Below are 17,808 nucleotides of genomic sequence, written 5' to 3'. Positions count from 1 at the left end.
TTGCCCAATCGGATTGCGAACCACTCACGCTCAAAGACGGAGGAACAACCCATGCCGACACAGATCGGGGTGTGGCGTCTGGACGGACCCGCACCGAAACGACTTCCGCCTGGACATCTGCCAACTGAGGCCGAGTTGGAAACGTTCCTCGAGCACGACCCGTCACTCCTGGGTCAACGTCTGCTCGTCATCGGGCGACAAGTCAAGACCCCATACAACAAGTGGATTGACCTGCTCGCCATGGACAGTGACGCCAATCTCCACGTCCTCGAACTCAAAAGAGACCGAACCCCACGTGAAGTAACTGCCCAGATACTCGACTACGGGTCATGGGTCTCCACGCTGGACCCTGGCACCATCGTCGAGATCGCCAACGAACACCTTGCTAGGAACCGTCCCGCGATGGAGTTCGAACCAGCATTCAATGAGCTCTTCGGCTTTTCTCCGCCTGACGAACTGAACACCGAGAAGATCACTATGACGATCGTGGCGACGAGCCTCGACGACAGCTCGGAGCGGATCGTCAATTACCTCAGAGAGTTCGGCCTCGCCATCAACGCCGTGTTCTTCTCCTACTTGGAAGACGAAGACCGTCGCTACCTGGCACGCTCCTGGCTCGCGCCTGATTCACCGTCCGCCACTACTTCCAGCACACCCAGGGCGAGCAAGAAAGCAGAGTGGAACGGTCGCGACTGGTTCGTTACGTTCGGAGAGAGCGATCACCGCGACTGGGAGGATGCTCGGACTCATGGATTCGTCTCCGCAGGCGGAGGGGAATGGTATTCCAGGACCCTTCGCAGCCTGCCCGTGGGAGCAAGAATTTTCGTTCATATCCCCAAGTACGGCTACGTCGGTGTCGGTGAGACTATTGGGGAGGCGAGGAGCTTTGCCGAGGCAGAGGTCTTATCAAATGGCAGTTGGAAGCGACTGAGTCAGCATCCACTCAATGCTCCATATGAGCACGAGGACCCGGGGCTCGAGTCAGGGATAGACATGGCGGAATACGTGGTCCCAGTCCGGTGGGAAACCACAGTCTCGAAATCAGAGGCCTACTGGGTCAAAGGTATGTTCGCCAACCAGAACAGTGCAGGAAAACTCCGACAGGCTTTCACACTGGATCGGCTCATCGACCACTTCGAACTCCAGGATGAGTAGCCGTCCGACTCTCGACGTGACGGCCCCGGGAACCCGGCCATCACTAGGCCCGAGGGTGCGAACGAGTCCTTCGTAATGGGATCACTGACCCTGGAGATTTAGAGATTCACACTAAGTCTTCCCAGATCAGCGCCCTGCGCCTTAGGGTTGAACATACATAAGCGTCAACACCGGAGTGAATCACCGTGAGCAGCTACAGCACCGATCCGTCCCAGACTTCAGAAGCCTCTGCTCCCTCATTGAACGAGCCGCTCTACGGCGCCACACTCGGCCAAGCCGTGCGGCTTTTCTTCGGCAAGTACACGCACTTCAAGGGGTACGCCTCGCGCAGCGAGTACTGGTGGGTGCAGCTCTTCATGACCGTAGTCGGCGGGCTGATATCAATCCCGCACATGCGCACCTATGATCCAGCCCTGGGCTACTTCGACCTGACTCAGGGCACCGGCAACGTCGAGGGACTGGTTCTGGCGAGCTCGCTCGCGGCCTTTGTCTGGGGCGCTGTAACGGTTCTTCCGATGCTCGCGGTGAGCTGGCGCAGGCTGCACGACGCAGGGCTCCCAGGACCCGTCTATTTCCTGGGACTGATCCCCTTCATCGGCCCCATCATTGTTCTGATGTTGATGATCTTGCGGACGCGGTTCGATATACGGAACCCGAAGTGGGAGTACCCGACGGAACCAGCGCCCGAGGCGTCGAGCGCGGGACGCTCCCTCCCCTAGGCGCTCAGCTTCGTCAGCAGGCCCTCACGACTCCAGCAGCCGCGTCCGTTCCGTCTCCACGTCATAGTCCGCTGCGGGCCAGCGCAGCTTCAGGTCAGAGAGCGCGGCGATGAGCAGCTCCTGGACCGCAAGTCGGGAGTACCACTTCCGGTCCGCGCCGATCACATGCCAGGGCGCGTGGTCGGCGTCGGTGGCTTCCATAAGGCGAGAGTAGACCTCCTGGTAGAGGTCAAACTCGGCCCGGGCATCGGCGTCGGAGGGGTCGTACTTCCAGTGCTTCTCCTTCCGGTCCAACCGGGAAACCAGCCGGTCCAGCTGCTCCTCCTGGGAGATGGTGAGCTTGACCTTGATGATCACGAAGCCCAGCCGGACGAGTTCGCGCTCGAAGAGCATCAGCGCCTCGGTGCGGCGCTCGAGCTCCTCCGCGCTCTCGCTGCCAAGGATGGTGGGCACCAGCACGTCTTCGTAGTGGGAGCGGTCGAAGACTCCCACATGCCCGGGGCGTGGGAGCCTGCGGATGATGCGCTCCAGGTAGTGCTCGCGACTCTCCGCTGCGGTGGGCTTGCCGAACCCGGCCACGTCCACACCCATCGGGTCCATGGAGGTCACGACCTGCTTGACCACCCCGCCCTTGCCGGAGGCGTCCATGCCCTGCAGCACCAGCAAGATCCTGGGCCCCCGCGCCAGGTTGCTGAGCGCCTTCTCCACCTCGGGTGAGAACAGCTCCTCCCGACGGGCCTTCTCTGCAGGTGTTCGCCGAGGCACTCGGCCGGCGATGGCCTTGGCCACCTCGCGCTGGTCCTCTTCAGACGCTGAGACGACATGTGCCCACATCAGCTCCTGCAGGTCGGCCAGCATCTCGGCGCGTTCATCGAGCGCGTCCTCACCGTCGTCCTTCTTGCCCTTGAACCCGACCTTCTCACGGGTGGGGGCATCTGCAAGTGAGAACGGGGACGGGTATTGGTTCACCCGCCAGAGCTTGCGGGGGTCGCCCTCGAACGGGGTCTTCTTCGCGCCCTTGGGTCCGCGGACGCCGTCCAGGGGGACATCGAGCCGGTGGGCATTCTTCTCATTCTTGGACACGGTGTCTCCTTGTGGCAGATGCAGCGGTGGTTTCAGGGGCAGGAAGGTCAGTCGGTTGTGCGCGGTGAGCGGCGGATGAAGTCATCGGCGATGTCATTGAACTGCGCCCACTTCACGCCTTCGTGGGAGTTGATGTGTTCGATCAGCCGCTCCAGCATCAGCAGCACCTGCGGGCGTCCGGAGACGTCGGGGTGGATGGTGATGGTGAAGACCGCGTAGTCGCTCTCCCGGTAGACCCAGTCGAACTGGTCGCGCCACATCTCTTCGAGCTGGCGTGGGTTCACGAAGCCGTGGCTGTTGGGGCTGGACTTGATGAACATCATCGGCGGCAGGTCATCGAGGTACCAGGAGGCCGGGATCTCGACCAGGTCGGTCTCCTCGCCGCGGATCAGGGGCTTCATCCAGGAGCTGGCGGGCTTGTCGTAGTCGATCTTCGAGTGCTCCCAGCTGTCCCCGACGCGCACGTAGTAGGGCTCGAAGTCCCGGTGCATCAGCGAGTGGTCATACTTGATGCCCTGTTCCAGCAGCAGCTCATTGGTGACCGTCGAGAACTCCCACCAGGGCGCCACATAGCCGGTGGGGCGGCGCCCGGCGCGCTTCTCGATCAGATCGATGCAGTAGGTGAGGATCTCGGTCTCCTGCTCGCGGGTCATCGCGATCGGGTTCTCATGGCTGTAGCCATGGACTCCGATCTCGTGTCCTGCGGCGACCACCTGATCGAACTGCTCGGGGAAGGTCTCGATGGAGTGACCGGGCCAGAACCAGGTGGAGGGCAGGTCGTATTTGGCCAACAGGTTGTTCAGCCGGGGCACCCCGACCTCCCCGGCGAACATGCCGCGGGAGATGTCTCCCGGGGAGTCCTCGCCGCCATAGGAGCCGAGCCAGCCGCCGACCGCGTCGACGTCGATGCCCAGTGCTACGTAGATCTCTTTGGCCATGATGTGAGTACCTCTTCCGTGTCTGGTGCAGTGCGTCTGAAGTGTTCTAGGTCTGCGGGTTCAGCCGTGCCTTCAGCTGGTCTCTGGCTTGGGTGGGTGAATGGGCGCTCAGCAGCAGCGCCATCAGGATCCGGGCCTGGGTTGCGGGCAGGTCTGAAAGCGGGATGGCTCCGGCGGCGACGGCGTCCACCGCTCCCCCGCCTCCGTAGATCACCGCGACGGGCCCGGCCCCGGTGCGGGTGCCCAGACCCACCAGGACGCCCTGAGCGGTGGCCTGCGCGATGGCATCGGTGAGCGGAACACCGGGGTTGCCTGCCCCTGCGCCGAGCGCGACGACGCCGGTGGCCCCGGCCTCGAGAGCTGCGTGCATCAGCGCGGCGTCGGCCCCGGGATAGCCCAGGACCATGTCCACCCGCTGATCTTCGAATGCCGCGTTGGGCAGCGGGAGCGGCTCGGGTGTCAGCGCCTGGGCGAAGTAGTTGGTGCCGGAGCCGACGACGGCGCCCAGCACGCCTGCACTGCGGTGGCCGAAGGGCTGCGGGGCCAGGGTGTGGTTCTTGCGCAGACCCAGTGCGCTGTGGATCTCCCCGCCGAAGACCAGCAGCACGCCTTGGTCGCGGGAAGCTGGCGAGGCCGCGGTGTGGATGGCGTCGTGGAGGTTGCGTGGGCCGTCGCTGTCGGGGTGATCGGGGCTGCGTTGGGCTCCGGTGAGCACCACCGGCCGCGGATCATCATGGGTGAAGCCCAGCAGCGCGAGGGTCTCTTCCATGGTGTCGGTGCCATGGGTGACGACTACGCCGTCCACGTCTTCTCGGCGCAGGATCCGCGCGACCTCGTGGGCGATCCGGGAGAGGTCGGCTAGAGAAAAGTTGAAGGAGTTCTGCACCGCAACGTCCTCGGACTCGAGTTCGACGCCGGCTCCGAAGTCGTCGAGTCCGTGCGTACTCAGGGCGCTGATCAGGTCTGCGGCGTCATCCTTGGCGCGGGACCCGCCTGCCGAGCTCTGACGGGAGGAGATGGTTCCTCCGGTGGCCAGCACGACGATGCGGGTCATGTCAGCCTCGATTCTTGTGGTGGCCACTGTCTTCCTTGAGTCCATCACAGACCAGCGGTGAGGACAACGACGTTCACTGTAGTTACGCTCGAGGTGACGCCTCACGCTGATCTCTCCCGATATGGGCCTGGCTCTGCGCGGGGAGACTGAAGGAGAACCGCACATGTCATCCCCCGACACACCCTTGCGCTTGATGCTGATCGCGGATCCGGGAGTAGCCACCCGAAGGATCCAGGCGATCACCGAACGTTTCACCACCGAGGTGAGGCAGGTGCTGACGAAAGATGTCGAGGTGGAGGTCGAGACCCGAAGCGTGCGCATCGACACCGACGGCGCGCTCGACATCGTGGCCATCGGCGAACTCGACGCCGAGCACCTCGACGCTGATGCAGTGCTGGTGCTCACCGAAGTACCTCGCTACGAAGAAGGACAAGCCCTGGTCGCGGAGATCTTCTCCGACAAGCGAACCGCGATCATCTCTTTCCCCACTCTGGGCGTGTGGGACACGAAGCGCAGGATCCGCGAGATCTTCATGAACTGTCTTCTCAAGCTGCTGCCAGACGAGCACGGCCCGGTGGAGAAGAAATACTCCCAGCGATGGGCTCGCTGGAGGTCCACGGAACCAGGCGACCAACACCGCTTGTTTGCGCACACCGTGACCGGAGATCCGCGAACAATTCTAGGCATGACCGTCGCCAACGAGCCGATGCGAACCGCCCCCAAACTTTCAGGGGCACTCGCAGCAGCCTCAGCTGTTGGCGCGTTCGGCATCTTCTACTACTCGATCTGGCAGATGGCCGACGCACTGAGCACCGTGCGCCTGCTCTCCATCGGAGTCGCGGTGATCCTCAGCATGGTGGCATGGCTCATCTTCACCAACCGGCTGTGGGACAAACCCATCAATAAGCACGTGGGCCGAGTGGTCATGCTCTACAACGGCTCTACGATCCTGACGCTGCTGGTCGCCGTGACCATGCTCTACCTGGCACTTGTGGTGGCGATCTTCTTCGGCGCCCTCGTGGTCATCGACCCGGACTTCCTCGCTGATCTCATCGGCAGTGACGTAAGCCTGTTGAACTACCTCGACATCGCCTGGCTCAGCGCGGCGATGGGCGTCGTCGCCGGCGCCATAGGGTCCACTTTCGACTCCAGTATGGACATCCGCCGCGTGACGCACGGCCAGCGCGAGTTCCAGCGCCGATATACCGAAGATGATCCTCGGTAGTTGTTGTATCTGTTCGGCTCGCATTCATGTCCATGGTCGCACCTAAGGTGATTTTTACTGACGCAGAAAATGTTTTGTTCTCCGCGTCGGCGCACTGGATCTCCCAGTGAATGACCCGAGGGAAAGGAACACCATGAATCACTCGCACCAGGACCAGCACCCAACCGAGCAGCACCCCAACACTCAGTACTCCAATGAGCAGCACCAGCCTTACCCGCCGGCTGCAGGCGGTGCGGACTCACCGGAGAAGCCCAGGAAGAGCCGTCGCTGGCCGTGGATAGTCGGCATCGTAGTGGCACTTATTGCGGGGGTCGGTATCGGCAGCAGCGGAGAGCCCGAACCTGAGATCGTCACCGAGACCGAGACGGAGACCATCACCGAAGAGGTCGAGGTGGAAGTCGAAGTGGAACCGGCAGACCTCGAGGAGCGCCGCGAGGTCATCGCCGAAGACGAGGAATCCATCGAGATCCGGGCATCCGAGCTCGAGGACCGTGAAGATGCCCTGGACGCACGGGAGGAGGAGCTGGCATTGCAGGCCGAGGAGGAAGCCGAAACGGAAGCGGCCGAGCAGTCCGCACAGGAAGAAACATCAGCCTCGCATTCCGGATCCATCCCGGGCTCAGGAACGTTCCTGGTCGGCGAGGAGATCCAGCCGGGCACCTATCGCACCGAGAGCACCTCAGGGTTCTGTTACTGGGCCCGACTCTCAGGACTCAGCGGTGAGTTCGACGACATCATCACCAATGGACTCCCCGAGGGACAGGGATTTGTCACCATCGCCGAGACGGATGTCGCCTTCGAGACCAGCGACTGCGGCGAATGGACTGCACAGTAGAGATCTCGTCGACATCACCGGGTGAGTCCGGGTGCCCGGACTCACCCGGTTCCACGCTCAGAATGAGCTCTCAATGCCTGACTCAGGTCGTTGTCGCACTTCACCGCGACACATGTGAAAGTCGACTTTTTCGCACACGACACTTGAATTGAGCTGTGCGGCAGATCACTATGGAGATAGGCAAAATTGCCGTGCAGTCTTTCCCCTCCCGAGAGGTCACCACATGTCCACCACCTCCACGCTTGACACGACCACACTCCTCGACGACGCCCGCTGGGACAGCAAGGTCTTCACCGGCCAATGGCAGACCGGCGGGGGTGAGCTGATCCCGATCACCGAGCCCGCCACCGGCGACAGCCTCGGCACCGCCGGCGGCGCCTCCGTCGCCGACGTCGAGCGCTCCGCCACCGCGGCGGCCGCCGCGCAGAAGAAGTGGGCCGCGATGAAGCCCTCCGAGCGCGCCGCAGTGCTGCGCCGCGCCGGAACCCTCTTCGAGGAGCACGCCAAGGAGATCGAGACCTGGATCATCCGTGAGACCGGCGGAGTCCCGGCCAAGGCCGCGCTGGAATCCCACGTCGCCGCGGCCGAGTGCTTCGAGGCCGCCGCACTGCCCTCCGCTCCCGCCGGTGAGGTGCTGACCACCGAGCAGCCGCGCTGGTCCTTCGCGCGGCGCCGCCCCGCCGGCGTCGTCTCGGTGATCTCCCCGTTCAACTTCCCGCTGATCCTCTCCATCCGCTCCGTCGCCCCCGCACTCGCGCTGGGCAATGCGGTGCTGCTGAAGCCGGATCCACGCACCACCGTCTCCGGCGGCGTGACCATCGCCCGGATCTTCGAAGAAGCCGGCCTGCCCGCCGGCGTGCTGCACCTGCTACCCGGTGGCGGCGAGGTCGGCAAGGCGCTCACAGAGGCACCCGAGGTACGCATCATCTCCTTCACCGGCTCCACCGCGGCCGGACGAATGGTCGGTGAGACCGCGGGCAAGCTGCTCAAGCGCGCCCACCTGGAGCTCGGCGGAAACAACGCCCTGGTGATCCTGCCCGGTGCCGACCTGGACAAGGCAGCCTCGGCCGGTGCCTTCGGCTCCTTCCTGCACCAGGGTCAGGTCTGCATGACCACCGGACGCCACCTGGTGCACGAGTCCCTGAAGGACGAGTACATCGCAAAGCTGAGCCAGAAGGCGAAGAACCTTCCGGTGGGCAACCCGGCGGAGGACGGCATCGCCATCGGCCCCATCATCGACGCCAAGCAGCTCGACCGGATCCACTCGATCGTGGAATCCTCCACCGCAGACGGCGGCACGGTCGAGGCCGGCGGCGTTTTCACCGACCTCTTCTACTCCCCCACCGTGATCTCCGGGATCACTCCTAAGAACCCGGCCTGGACCGAGGAGATCTTCGGCCCCGTGGCTCCGGTCATCTCCTTCTCCACCATCGAGGAGGCCGTGGAGATCATCAACAGCAGCGAATACGGGCTCTCGGTGGGCGTGCTCGGCGATGTCGGCCTGGCCATGAAGATCGCCGACCAGGTCGACTCCGGCAAGGTCCACATCAACGAACAGACCGTGGGCGACGAAGCGAACGCGCCCTTCGGCGGGGTCGGCGATTCCGGCACCGGCTCCCGGCTCGGCGGCGCGAGCGCGAACATCGAGTCCTTCACCGAGACCCAGTGGCTGACTGTGCGCTCGGAGATCGCGTCCTACCCGTTCTAGATTCAGCCCTCGCTGATGCTGACCTGGGCCTTCTCCTCGCGGCCGAAGGCCCAGAGCAGCAGCTCCTCGGGCGCGCCCTGAATCTCCTGCAGCGGGGCGGAGGACGGTCCGCTCGTCGTCGCGCCGTAGCCGGGGCTGATGAACGTGATGCGCCGCTTCGCCTTGCGCGCGGCCATCGCGAACATCGCGGTGGAGCCCTGCTTCCAGAGTCGCCTGCGCAGCTTCTCGGAGATGCGGCGCGGGCTCTTCGGATCGAAGTCCGACTGCGCGCGCAGCACGTCCTCGGTGTGGATGTAGAACTCCGCGGTGTTCATCAGATCGTTGAGCGGTGGGAGGCTCTGCGGGAAGTAGAGAGGCGGCCCGGCCTCCGCCCGGTTGACCAGTGACTCATACCCGGTGGCGCGCAGCTTATCCAGGGTCCTGCGCGCCGCGTCGCCCACCAGCGGCAGCGCCGGACCGATGATCAGGTCCGGGCGGGAATCGCGGATCACGATGTGCAGAGCCAGGTCCTCGGCGGCCCACCCTTCGCAGAGCGTCGGGGCGTCGGCGGGGACACTGCGCAGTGCAGTGACCAGGGCTTGGCGTTGCTCAGAAGCTGTAGAGGTCATAGGCCCAAGTGTATGGTCGGGGCATCACTTGGGTACGGAAGGACCGTGAGATGACTCCGCAGGCACGCACCGAAACTTGGCTCGATCCACATGGCACCCCGGACTCCACGGTGAAGCAGCTCATCGCGCTGATCCTCTTCGTCGGGATCCCGCAGGCCGTGGGGTTCCTGGGCAACATTCTCACCGCCGATGAGACCGACGGTTGGTACGCCGACGCGGACAAGGCCGCCTGGACACCGCCGGATGCGGTCTTCGGTCCGGTCTGGACCGTGCTGTATCTGCTGATGGGCGTGGGCGCCTGGCTGGTCTGGCGCCGTCGGCACAGCGTCAACGCCACCCCGGCACTGGCGCTGTTCGTGGGGCAGCTGGTGCTCAACAGCATCTGGTCCCCGCTGTTCTTCGGCGGCTATCCGCTCTTCGGCACCGCAGCTCTTTGGGCCGCGATGGTGCTCATCGTGGTGTTGATCGTCGCGATCGGGCTGACCATCTGGCGGTTCTGGCCGATCTCCCGGGTGGGGGCATACTTGCTGCTCCCGTACTTGGCGTGGACGCTGTATGCCTCGACGCTGAACTTCTACATCGCGCTGATGAACTGAGCGTCCAGGGCTTGCGCGGGACTCGACTACCCGAACCCGGTGCCCAGCAGCGTGCCGATGATGAACGTGGCCGCGAGCGCGATCGCTCCGCCGATCACCACCCGCATGGTGGGCCGCAGCATCGGACTGCCGCCGAGCCGAGCACCTAGTGCCCCGGTCAGCGCCAGGGTCAGCAGCACCAGCGCGAAGGTCGCCGCGATCCGGATATCAGGCGGCAGCAGGATCGCGGCGAAGGGAATGATCCCGCCGACGGTGAAGGCCGCGGCCGAGGCGAACGCCGCCTGCCACGGGCTGATCAGGTCCTCCTGATCGATGTTGAGCTCGACGGAGAGGTGCGCCGCCAGCGCGTCATCCGCGGTGAGCTCCTCGGCGACCTTGCGCGCGGTCTCGGCGGAGAGCCCCCGCGCTTGGTAGAGGCCCGTGAGCTCGTCGAGCTCCTGCTCCGGCATCTGTGCGAGCTCTCCGCGCTCCTTCTCGATCAGCGCCTTCTCACTGTCGCTCTGGCTGCTGACCGAGACGTACTCGCCCAGCGCCATGGAGATCGCGCCGCCGACCAGGGCGGCGGTGCCTGCGGTCACGATGGGCGCGAGCTGGTTGGTCGCTCCAGCCACGCCGACGACGATGGCCGCGACGGAGATGATCCCGTCGTTCGCGCCGAGCACCCCGGCGCGCAACCAGTTCAGCCGTCCCGCGATGCCTGCGGTGTGCGGCTCTCCGGCGTGGACTGGCATATTCATCCGGCGTCCCTCAGGATTCGGCAGCTGGTCGGGCAGATCTGCTGCGCCCATTGGACCGTAGACCTGAGGCTCAGCTCAAGAGGTCGCGCCCAGCTCCCGAAGCTTGGCCTCGACATCGGCGTTGGAGGGCTCCACCTGGTGTGAGCCGTCGGGGTAGACGACCACGGGAATCTGCTTGCGTCCGGAGATCTCCTCGGCCACCTTCGCGGCGGCGACGTCGTGCTCCAGGTCGATGTAGTCATAGTCCAGCTCGAGCGCGTCGAGCTGGGCCTTGGTCCGCCGGCAGTCCCCGCACCACTGGGCGCCGAACATCCGGATCTTGGTGTCTTCTGTCATTGGGCAGTCTTCCTTCTCTGGACCAGGGTCAGCTGTCTGACGGTGTCAGCTGCCGAGCACGTGCTCGAGGGCCTCTTGCAGGGTGTGGTGGCGGAACGCGTATCCCAGGGACTGGGCCTTCACCGACGTGACCTGCTGATCCGCGCCGACGATCTCCTTGGCACCCTGCTCACCGAGGACCAGCTTCGGACCGAAGGCCGGCACCGGGATCGCCGAGGGGCGGCGCATGACCGCGGCCAGGGTCTTGGAGTACTGCTTGGCGGTGACCGGCTCAGGCCCGACACCGTTGACCGGACCTTCGGCGTGCGGGTTCAGCGCCAGGTGCACGATCAATGAGGCGATGTCATCGATGCTGATCCAGCTCTGCCACTCCTTATCACCCAGTGGTCCGCCAGCACCGAGGGTGTAGAGCGGCAGCAGCTGAGAAAGCGCGCCGCCGGCGGGGGTCTGCACGATCCCGGTGCGGACGATCCCGACCCTGACCCCGGCCTTCTTCGCCGGCGCGGTGCTCTCTTCCCACTTCTTGCAGACGTCAGCGAGGAAGTCAGTGCCCGCAGGTGAGTCCTCGGTCAGGATGGCGCTGCGGCTGGAGCGATCGGCCGGCGTCGCACCGTAGTAACCGATGGCGGAGCTGCTGATCAGCACGCGGCCGCGCTGATCGGCTTCTTCCAGGTGCGCGAGGGTGGTGGCGATCAGCGAGGTCCCCTCCACGCGGGAGTCGAGGACCTTCTTCTTGTGCTCATCGGTGAAGCGGGCGGCCAGCGGGTGTCCGGCGAGGTGGATGACGGCGTCCACGTCGCGCAGCGCCTCCGGGTCAAGGGTTCCGGCCTCGGGATCCCAGATGATCTCTCCGGTCTTTCCGCCAGAGGAGTCCCCGTGGCCGCGGACCATCCGGCGGACCTCGATGCCGGCACCGCCGAGCAGCGCGCAGACCTGGCGTCCGATCAGCCCGGACGCGCCGCTCACGGCGACCACCTTGATCGGGGCGACCTCGGGCACGTGGTGGGGGTCTTGGTTCAGCTGTGAAGCCAGGCGGCCGTGGGACTGCTGGAAGGCCAGGTCATCGCTGCTCTGTCGGCCGCGGTAGGCGAAGATCCGGTTCAGTTCGGCCTCGAACTGGCGAGCGACCACCTTCTGCACCGCGGCGGGGAGCTTGTCCACCAGGGGCAGCTCGTAGGTGACCTTTTCACGCAGGACCATCCCGGCGCCGTCGTCCTCGAAGCTGCGGTCATGCCGCCAGGACTTCGCGGGACCCGAGATCATCTCATCGGAGAAGCCATGTCCGGGCTTGAAATTGGTGTGCCGCGAGCGCCATTTGGTGTACCCGCGCATCGGCAGCGAGCTGGCCGCGCCGGCCATATCGGCGAGGGAGGACAGGGTGGTGCCGAAGAAGCTGGGCATGTTGATCCCGAGCACCGACTCCGACCCGTCCTGCAGACCATTGGTGGGCTCCTCGATCACTCGGCCGGCGAAGGGCGGATGCAGCCGCACCAGCGCACCCGGGCGGGCGTACCAGTCGAAGACGTCTTCACGGGAGAAGGGCAGGTGGGTCTCGTACTCGAAGATCGGCATAATGCCTCCTGGTAGACCTGGCGCGGCAGCTTAGCCGGAACGCTACCAGGCCTCACTGCCCGGTGTCTGGGAGGAGCCTTGCTTGGCACGCTGACTGGTCGGGCCTAGCCTCTACCTATGAGAGGGCTACCCAGTGAACCCCCACCGAGACACGGTCTGACGATGGCGCTTGGCCAATTGCAGCGCCACATACTCTTCGACTCGGCCCTGGTGATTCACCAGCCGGGGAGCGGCGACTCTCGGGTGGTCACCCGGCTCGGGTACAGCAACGGAACGGCCTGGGCGCTGCAGAACCTCTTCCCGCTGAACTACGAGATAGGTTTCACCGACCGCCTCGATCCAGTCGATCACCTGCCCCCTTCGATCAGTGACATCGGGGCGGACCTGCGTGAGCAGTTCGTCCGGACACCTCTGTTCCGCCGCTATCTGAGCACCGAGGGGTATCGCGACGGAATGAGCCTCGAGCTGTTCGACGAGTCCGAGTATCTTGGGCTCGTCCACTTCTCCGCGAGACAGTCCGGCACGTTTCAACCCGCCCAGCGGGCTTTGGCGCAGAGCTTGTCGGGCCTCCTTGCTCTGGGGCTGCGCAGTCATGCCGCTCGTCAGTCCACCGCAGAGACTGTGCATCTGCGGTGGACTGCGGGAACACCGTGCCCGTCGACGCAGGAGAGCGTCCCGCTGTTGAAGGATCCGAACTTCATCATGGTGGTGGCTGAGTTCTTGGAGAGTCCCCTCGACACTCTCCGATACATCTGGCATTTCGACGGCAGCTGGGTCCGCGTGACCTTGTCCCGGCGCTCAGAGAACGACGACCTCGCGGTGACCGCTCAGGAGGTCACGCGGGAAGATCTCTGGCAGCTGAGCCTGCAGGAGCTGCGCGTCCTGAGCGGCCTGGTCATCGGTCGGACAGACACAGAGATCGCGACGGCGCTCACGCTCAGCAAACGGACGATCAACACCCATATGGCCAGCATTCGGCGGAAGATGGGTGTCGGGAGGAGAGCGGAGGCCGCCGCAAGAGCTGCGACGGCCTCGATCTTCATTCCAGGTCCTTCCACTGCGCCTATCAGGGACCTTGCGCGGGTCTTCAACAGAGTGCGCTAGTGGATGTCTGAGACCAGCACGCCTGCCAGATCGACCGCCTCGCGTTCGTGGTCGAGAAGTTCATCGCCGCCCATGGCACCAAGGATCGGCGTGTAGGCATCCGACGTTCCTGTGTGTACGCCCGCCAGCTCTTCGATCACCGCGAGTCCACAGAACGGAACGTAGATGGGGCTGTATCCACCCTCCTGCAGACAGACGAGTCTGCCCTCGGACACCTCGGCGGAGAGATCCACCAGCTTTCGCGCCAGGCTTCGGAACCCATCACTGCGCATCATCATGCGCGCCAGCGGATCCATGATGGACGCATCGAAACCGCTGGCGACGATGATCAGCTCGGGCTGATAGGCCCTCACGGCGGGCAGAACGACAGTATCGAATGCGTACTCGTAGGCACCGTTTCCTCCGCCCGGAGGCAGTGGCACATTGAGCGTGTAGCCGAATCCTTCCCCCTCACCTCGCTCATCGCGAAAACCAGAATCAGAGGGGAAACAACGGTCTTGGTGCACCGAGATGTTCAGGACTTCGGCAGACTCGCGGAAGATGTCCTGAGCTCCATTGCCATGGTGGACATCCCAGTCCACGATGGCAACTCGCTTCAGACCCAGCACCTCGAGAGCGTATGCGGCGGCGATGGCTCCATTATTGAAGGTGCAGAAGCCCCTGCCGGTGCTGCGTTCGGCGTGATGCCCGGGAGGGTTGATGAGCGCGTAGGCGTTGCTGACATGACCCTCGACAACCGCGCGGACTGCCTCGATGGCCCCTCCGGCGGCCAGCAGGGCGATCCGGTGCCCCCCATTGCCGAACGGCGAGACCCCGTCACCGGCGTCGCCACCCTTGGGAAGGGCGCTTTCGGCGAGGATTCGGTCGTAGTGCGCCTTGTCATGGACCCGCAGGATGTCCGCTTCTGTCGCCTGCTGGGCGTCGATCTGTTCCAGGGAATCAATGAGCCCCGAGGCTGAGATCAGCTCATGCAGACGACGTTTGGTATCCGGGTGTGCCACATGATGTCCGATCGGCTGAGTCAGGGAATCGACGCTCGGCGGCAACAGTCCGCCGCTTCCCGTGTCAGTCCAGCCGTAGAGCGTGTTCCATATATAACCGGTGGTCGAGGTCATGAGGCCGTTCCTCTCGGGTAGTTTAGGGGCCGGTGTACGGCTGGTCTCAGCATCAGCCAGGACAGCCCCGAGGGCATCGGTAGTTCTACTGAGATGAATGATCGCTGTCACATGGCAGCTCGTCAGAGTGCTGTGACACCGGAACGCCACCCGAACTCACTGTTCGATGCCTGGGAGTGGTTCTCGTCATCAGTCTGCGGCCGGTTACCTAGTGATTCGACCGGATCATCGCGACCCTAAGGACGTGCCGGCTTCGGCGCTCAAGATTGCGATCCTCGGTGCGTGTGGCACCCGGAGGACGGCCCCCGCGGTGCTAATCTCGGGCCATGCCGGTTCGCAACACTCGCCGCGTCCGCGCCGCGCGCCGGCGGACCAGACGCGTCGCCGCCTCGGGAAGCGACCTGACGAAGGACCAGTGGTTCCGCATCCTCCAGGCGTGGGCACGCTGCGCCTACTGCGGCGCCGAAGGTGCTCCTCTCCAGAAGGACTGCGTATCCCCGATCTCCCGGGGTGGGCGTTACACGATCGACAACGTGGTGCCTGCCTGCCGTTCCTGCAACGCGAGCAAGTGCAATGACGAGGTCACCTCCTGGATGCGACGACGGCGCCTCGACGAGCCGGCGTTCCTGCGCCGCTGGGTCGAGATCACTCGGACCCTCCGCGCGGAGGATGCAGCGGTGGAAGATGCAGCAATGGATGATGAAACGGCGTTGAGCTGATCACATCTCGTCCCGGAAGCCGTGTCATAGGGCTGTGACAGAGTGGTCACGTGAGCATCCCCAGCACGAACACAGCCAGCCCTGACTCCTCCGCCGCCGAGCGCGATCCGGCCTTCTACACCGAGGCCCGCGAGCGCCTGGCCGCGCTGGCCGGAGCCGAGGTGGACTTCCGTGACGGCCAGTTCGAGGCGATCTCCGCGCTGGTGCAGGAACGACGCCGGGTGCTGGTGGTGCAGAAGACCGGCTGGGGAAAGTCTGCGGTCTACTTCCTGGCCGCTCATCTGCTGCGCAGCCGCGGACGCGGGGTCAGCCTGATCGTCTCCCCGCTGATCGCGCTGATGCGCGACCAGATCGCCGCCGCCACCCGCGCCGGGGTGCGCGCCCAGGCGGTCAGCTCCGCCAACGCCCACGAATGGGACTCCATCATGGAATCCCTGCGCAATGACGAGCTCGACGTGCTGCTGATCTCCCCCGAACGTCTGGCCAACCCGCGCTTCCGCGACGAGGTCCTGCCCGGGCTGCTGCAGCGTATGGGCATGCTGGTGGTCGATGAGGCTCACTGCATCTCCGACTGGGGTCATGACTTCCGGCCCGACTACCGCCGCATCGGGGAGATCGTGCGCAACCTCCCCGCCGAGGTCCCGGTCCTGGCCACCACCGCCACCGCGAACTCACGGGTGGTCGATGACATCGCCGCCCAGCTCACCCCTGCCGGGGAAGCTACCGGACTTCAGGGGGCTGACAAGGAGGTCCTGGTGCTGCGCGGCACGCTCAGCCGTGAATCCCTGCGCCTGGGCGTCCTCTCGCTGCCCGACTCCGAACAGCGCATCGCCTGGCTCACCCAACATCTGAAGGACCTCACCGGCAGCGGGATTGTCTACGCGCTGACCATCTCCCAGGCCACCGACCTCGCCGCGCACCTGAATTCCCACGGCTACAAGGTCGCCGCCTACACCGGGCAGACCGACCCGGATGAGCGCCAGCAGCTGGAGCAGGCGCTCAAGGACAACACGGTGAAGGCGTTGATCGCGACGAGCGCGCTGGGCATGGGCTTCGACAAGCCGGACCTCGGGTTCGTGGTCCACCTCGGCGCCCCTTCCTCCCCGGTCTCCTACTACCAGCAGATCGGCCGTGCAGGACGCGCGGTGGACAGCGCCGACGTGCTGCTGCTTCCCGGCAAGGAGGACATCCGCATCTGGGAGTACTTCGCCCAGGCCTCCATGCCGACCCAGGAACGCGCCGATGCCGTGCTGGGCGCCCTCTCCCCCGAGACCACGCTCTCGGTGGCCAAGCTCGAGGCCATGGTGGAGATCCGCCGCTCCCCGTTGGAGCTGCTGCTCAAGGTCCTGGAGGTCGACGGCAGCGTCCGCCGGGTATCCGGCGGCTGGCTCTCCACGGGCAGACCGTGGACCTATGACGCCGAGCGTTATGACACCATCCTCGCGATGCGCCGGGCCGAGCAGCAGCTGATGCTCGACTACGAGCGGCTCCCCGCCGGGGTCTGTCGAATGGTCTTCCTGGCCCACGCCCTCGACGACGAGGAAGCCCAGCCCTGCGGTCGCTGTGACACCTGCGCAGAGACCTGGTTCCCACACGATGTCTCCCAGTCGGCCCTCGCCGAGGCCAAAGACAGCCTGGACCGCGTCGGTCTGGAGATCGCCCCGCGCAAGCAGTGGCCCACCGGGCTGGACGCACTCGGGATCAACCTCAAGGGAAAGCTCCCGGCCGAGGCACAGTCTCAGCCGGGACGAGCACTCGCCCGGCTGAGCGACCTCGGCTGGGGCACCCCTGTCCGCGAGGCGCTCCAGGGCGCCGACGCGGAGGTCTCCGAACAGCTGGTGCGTGGAGCGATCCGGGTCCTGGCCGAATGGGGCTGGGCGCGTCGACCCGACGTCGTCGTCTCGATGCCCTCCCGGAAGCATCCGGTGCTGGTGGACTCCATCGCCCGGGCGCTGGCCCAGGTCGGTCGGCTGCCCTACGCCGGAGCACTGGAGTGGGTCGACGGCGGTCCCACCAGCACCCCGGACACCAACAGCGCCTTCCGGCTGGCCGGGCTCTTGGGGAAGTTCGCGGTGCCGAAGGAACTCGCCGAGAAGATCAACGGCGCCTCGGTGCTGCTGGTCGACGACGAGGTCGTCTCGCGCTGGACGCTCACCGTGGCAGCCCGGGAGCTGCGCGGGGCGGGTGCGGCAGAGGTGCTCCCCTTCGCGCTGGGCATGCGCGGCTGATCCCGACTCCCTGCAGGTGATTCGGGCGGGATGAACAGGCGGAGGGTACGGGCGTGAATGCTGGATACTCCCAGCT

Annotated in this window: 17 protein-coding genes; 9 read left to right on the top strand and 8 right to left on the bottom strand. The window is 65.1% G+C overall.

Annotated features, from left to right (window positions below; all coding sequences use genetic code 11):
• The first annotated feature begins 51 nt into the window (after window positions 1-51).
• On the top strand, window positions 52-1,155 hold the full coding sequence (locus LTH96_RS02535) for a hypothetical protein (protein ID WP_241464148.1): 1,104 nt from the start codon (window positions 52-54) through the stop codon (window positions 1,153-1,155).
• Between the two features lie 185 nt (window positions 1,156-1,340).
• Complete coding sequence (locus LTH96_RS02530) at window positions 1,341-1,874, top strand: DUF805 domain-containing protein (protein WP_241464146.1); 534 nt, start codon at window positions 1,341-1,343, stop codon at window positions 1,872-1,874.
• Window positions 1,875-1,898: 24 nt separating this feature from the next.
• Here the strand turns inward: LTH96_RS02530 and LTH96_RS02525 are convergent, their stop codons facing one another.
• From LTH96_RS02525 to LTH96_RS02515, 3 genes are read right to left on the bottom strand one after another with little or no spacing between them, the layout of a single operon-like run.
• Window positions 1,899-2,957, bottom strand: coding sequence for a PPK2 family polyphosphate kinase (locus LTH96_RS02525; RefSeq protein WP_241464145.1), 1,059 nt, complete (start codon window positions 2,955-2,957; stop codon window positions 1,899-1,901).
• 47 nt (window positions 2,958-3,004) lie between these two features.
• On the bottom strand, window positions 3,005-3,895 hold the full coding sequence (locus LTH96_RS02520) for a polysaccharide deacetylase (protein ID WP_241464143.1): 891 nt from the start codon (window positions 3,893-3,895) through the stop codon (window positions 3,005-3,007).
• 46 nt (window positions 3,896-3,941) lie between these two features.
• Entirely contained in the window at window positions 3,942-4,976 is a 1,035-nt protein-coding gene (locus tag LTH96_RS02515) for an asparaginase (RefSeq protein WP_241464142.1), read from the bottom strand.
• A gap of 136 nt (window positions 4,977-5,112) precedes the next feature.
• Between LTH96_RS02515 and LTH96_RS02510 the strand changes: the two genes are divergently transcribed.
• From LTH96_RS02510 to LTH96_RS02500, 3 genes are all read left to right on the top strand, one after another.
• The gene (locus LTH96_RS02510; RefSeq protein WP_241464140.1) at window positions 5,113-6,174 is read left to right on the top strand and encodes a hypothetical protein; all 1,062 of its coding nucleotides are present in this window, start codon (window positions 5,113-5,115) and stop codon (window positions 6,172-6,174) included.
• Window positions 6,175-6,307: 133 nt separating this feature from the next.
• A complete protein-coding gene (locus LTH96_RS02505) occupies window positions 6,308-7,009 on the top strand; it encodes a hypothetical protein (protein ID WP_241464139.1) in 702 nt (233 codons plus the stop codon).
• Between the two features lie 223 nt (window positions 7,010-7,232).
• The gene (locus tag LTH96_RS02500; protein ID WP_241464137.1) at window positions 7,233-8,717 is read left to right on the top strand and encodes a benzaldehyde dehydrogenase; all 1,485 of its coding nucleotides are present in this window, start codon (window positions 7,233-7,235) and stop codon (window positions 8,715-8,717) included.
• A 2-nt stretch (window positions 8,718-8,719) separates the two neighbouring features.
• Here the strand turns inward: LTH96_RS02500 and LTH96_RS02495 are convergent, their stop codons facing one another.
• On the bottom strand, window positions 8,720-9,325 hold the full coding sequence (locus LTH96_RS02495) for a TIGR03085 family metal-binding protein (protein WP_241464136.1): 606 nt from the start codon (window positions 9,323-9,325) through the stop codon (window positions 8,720-8,722).
• Between the two features lie 50 nt (window positions 9,326-9,375).
• Here LTH96_RS02495 and LTH96_RS02490 point away from each other — a divergent pair, with 50 nt between their 5' ends.
• Window positions 9,376-9,921 carry a TspO/MBR family protein gene (locus LTH96_RS02490; RefSeq protein ID WP_241464135.1) on the top strand — a complete coding sequence of 182 codons (546 nt, stop codon included), beginning with the start codon at window positions 9,376-9,378 and terminating at the stop codon, window positions 9,919-9,921.
• 26 nt (window positions 9,922-9,947) lie between these two features.
• Here LTH96_RS02490 and LTH96_RS02485 read toward each other — a convergent pair whose 3' ends face one another.
• From LTH96_RS02485 to LTH96_RS02475, 3 genes are all read right to left on the bottom strand, one after another.
• Window positions 9,948-10,652, bottom strand: coding sequence for a VIT family protein (locus tag LTH96_RS02485; protein ID WP_370642690.1), 705 nt, complete (start codon window positions 10,650-10,652; stop codon window positions 9,948-9,950).
• Window positions 10,653-10,733: 81 nt separating this feature from the next.
• A complete protein-coding gene (locus tag LTH96_RS02480) occupies window positions 10,734-10,994 on the bottom strand; it encodes a glutaredoxin domain-containing protein (protein ID WP_241464132.1) in 261 nt (86 codons plus the stop codon).
• A gap of 45 nt (window positions 10,995-11,039) precedes the next feature.
• Window positions 11,040-12,566, bottom strand: coding sequence for a TIGR01777 family oxidoreductase (locus tag LTH96_RS02475; RefSeq protein WP_241464130.1), 1,527 nt, complete (start codon window positions 12,564-12,566; stop codon window positions 11,040-11,042).
• A gap of 210 nt (window positions 12,567-12,776) precedes the next feature.
• Between LTH96_RS02475 and LTH96_RS13140 the strand changes: the two genes are divergently transcribed.
• Window positions 12,777-13,670: a LuxR family transcriptional regulator gene (locus tag LTH96_RS13140; RefSeq protein WP_241464128.1), complete on the top strand. Its 894-nt coding sequence runs from the start codon at window positions 12,777-12,779 to the stop codon at window positions 13,668-13,670.
• On the opposite strand, the gene LTH96_RS02465 is transcribed toward LTH96_RS13140, so the two are convergent.
• On the bottom strand, window positions 13,667-14,785 hold the full coding sequence (locus LTH96_RS02465; protein WP_241464126.1) for a class II histone deacetylase: 1,119 nt from the start codon (window positions 14,783-14,785) through the stop codon (window positions 13,667-13,669). The genes LTH96_RS13140 and LTH96_RS02465 overlap by 4 nt on opposite strands.
• A gap of 326 nt (window positions 14,786-15,111) precedes the next feature.
• Between LTH96_RS02465 and LTH96_RS02460 the strand changes: the two genes are divergently transcribed.
• Together LTH96_RS02460 and LTH96_RS02455 are read left to right on the top strand one after the other, a co-directional pair.
• Window positions 15,112-15,504 carry an HNH endonuclease gene (locus LTH96_RS02460; RefSeq protein WP_241464124.1) on the top strand — a complete coding sequence of 131 codons (393 nt, stop codon included), beginning with the start codon at window positions 15,112-15,114 and terminating at the stop codon, window positions 15,502-15,504.
• Window positions 15,505-15,554: 50 nt separating this feature from the next.
• A complete protein-coding gene (locus tag LTH96_RS02455) occupies window positions 15,555-17,732 on the top strand; it encodes a RecQ family ATP-dependent DNA helicase (RefSeq protein WP_370644359.1) in 2,178 nt (725 codons plus the stop codon).
• The last annotated feature ends 76 nt before the right edge of the window (window positions 17,733-17,808 follow it).

The organism is Nesterenkonia sp. LB17 (assembly GCF_022565915.1).
Taxonomy (GTDB): Bacteria; Actinomycetota; Actinomycetes; order Actinomycetales; family Micrococcaceae; genus Nesterenkonia.
The sequence above is the reverse complement of the archived record's forward strand: the minus strand, read 5'-3'. Positions and strand labels throughout refer to the sequence as shown.

What these genes read in the sequence shown, in the direction of transcription:
- LTH96_RS02535 (WP_241464148.1), top strand. Translation starts at nt 52, where the DNA reads ATGCCGACACAGATCGGGGTGTGGCGTCTGGACGGACCCGCACCGAAA.
- LTH96_RS02520 (WP_241464143.1), bottom strand. Translation starts at nt 3,895, where the DNA reads ATGGCCAAAGAGATCTACGTAGCACTGGGCATCGACGTCGACGCGGTC.
- LTH96_RS02510 (WP_241464140.1), top strand. Translation starts at nt 5,113, where the DNA reads ATGTCATCCCCCGACACACCCTTGCGCTTGATGCTGATCGCGGATCCG.
- LTH96_RS02505 (WP_241464139.1), top strand. Translation starts at nt 6,308, where the DNA reads ATGAATCACTCGCACCAGGACCAGCACCCAACCGAGCAGCACCCCAAC.
- LTH96_RS02500 (WP_241464137.1), top strand. Translation starts at nt 7,233, where the DNA reads ATGTCCACCACCTCCACGCTTGACACGACCACACTCCTCGACGACGCC.
- LTH96_RS02495 (WP_241464136.1), bottom strand. Translation starts at nt 9,325, where the DNA reads ATGACCTCTACAGCTTCTGAGCAACGCCAAGCCCTGGTCACTGCACTG.
- LTH96_RS02490 (WP_241464135.1), top strand. Translation starts at nt 9,376, where the DNA reads ATGACTCCGCAGGCACGCACCGAAACTTGGCTCGATCCACATGGCACC.
- LTH96_RS02485 (WP_370642690.1), bottom strand. Translation starts at nt 10,652, where the DNA reads ATGCCAGTCCACGCCGGAGAGCCGCACACCGCAGGCATCGCGGGACGG.
- LTH96_RS02480 (WP_241464132.1), bottom strand. Translation starts at nt 10,994, where the DNA reads ATGACAGAAGACACCAAGATCCGGATGTTCGGCGCCCAGTGGTGCGGG.
- LTH96_RS02475 (WP_241464130.1), bottom strand. Translation starts at nt 12,566, where the DNA reads ATGCCGATCTTCGAGTACGAGACCCACCTGCCCTTCTCCCGTGAAGAC.
- LTH96_RS02465 (WP_241464126.1), bottom strand. Translation starts at nt 14,785, where the DNA reads ATGACCTCGACCACCGGTTATATATGGAACACGCTCTACGGCTGGACT.
- LTH96_RS02460 (WP_241464124.1), top strand. Translation starts at nt 15,112, where the DNA reads ATGCCGGTTCGCAACACTCGCCGCGTCCGCGCCGCGCGCCGGCGGACC.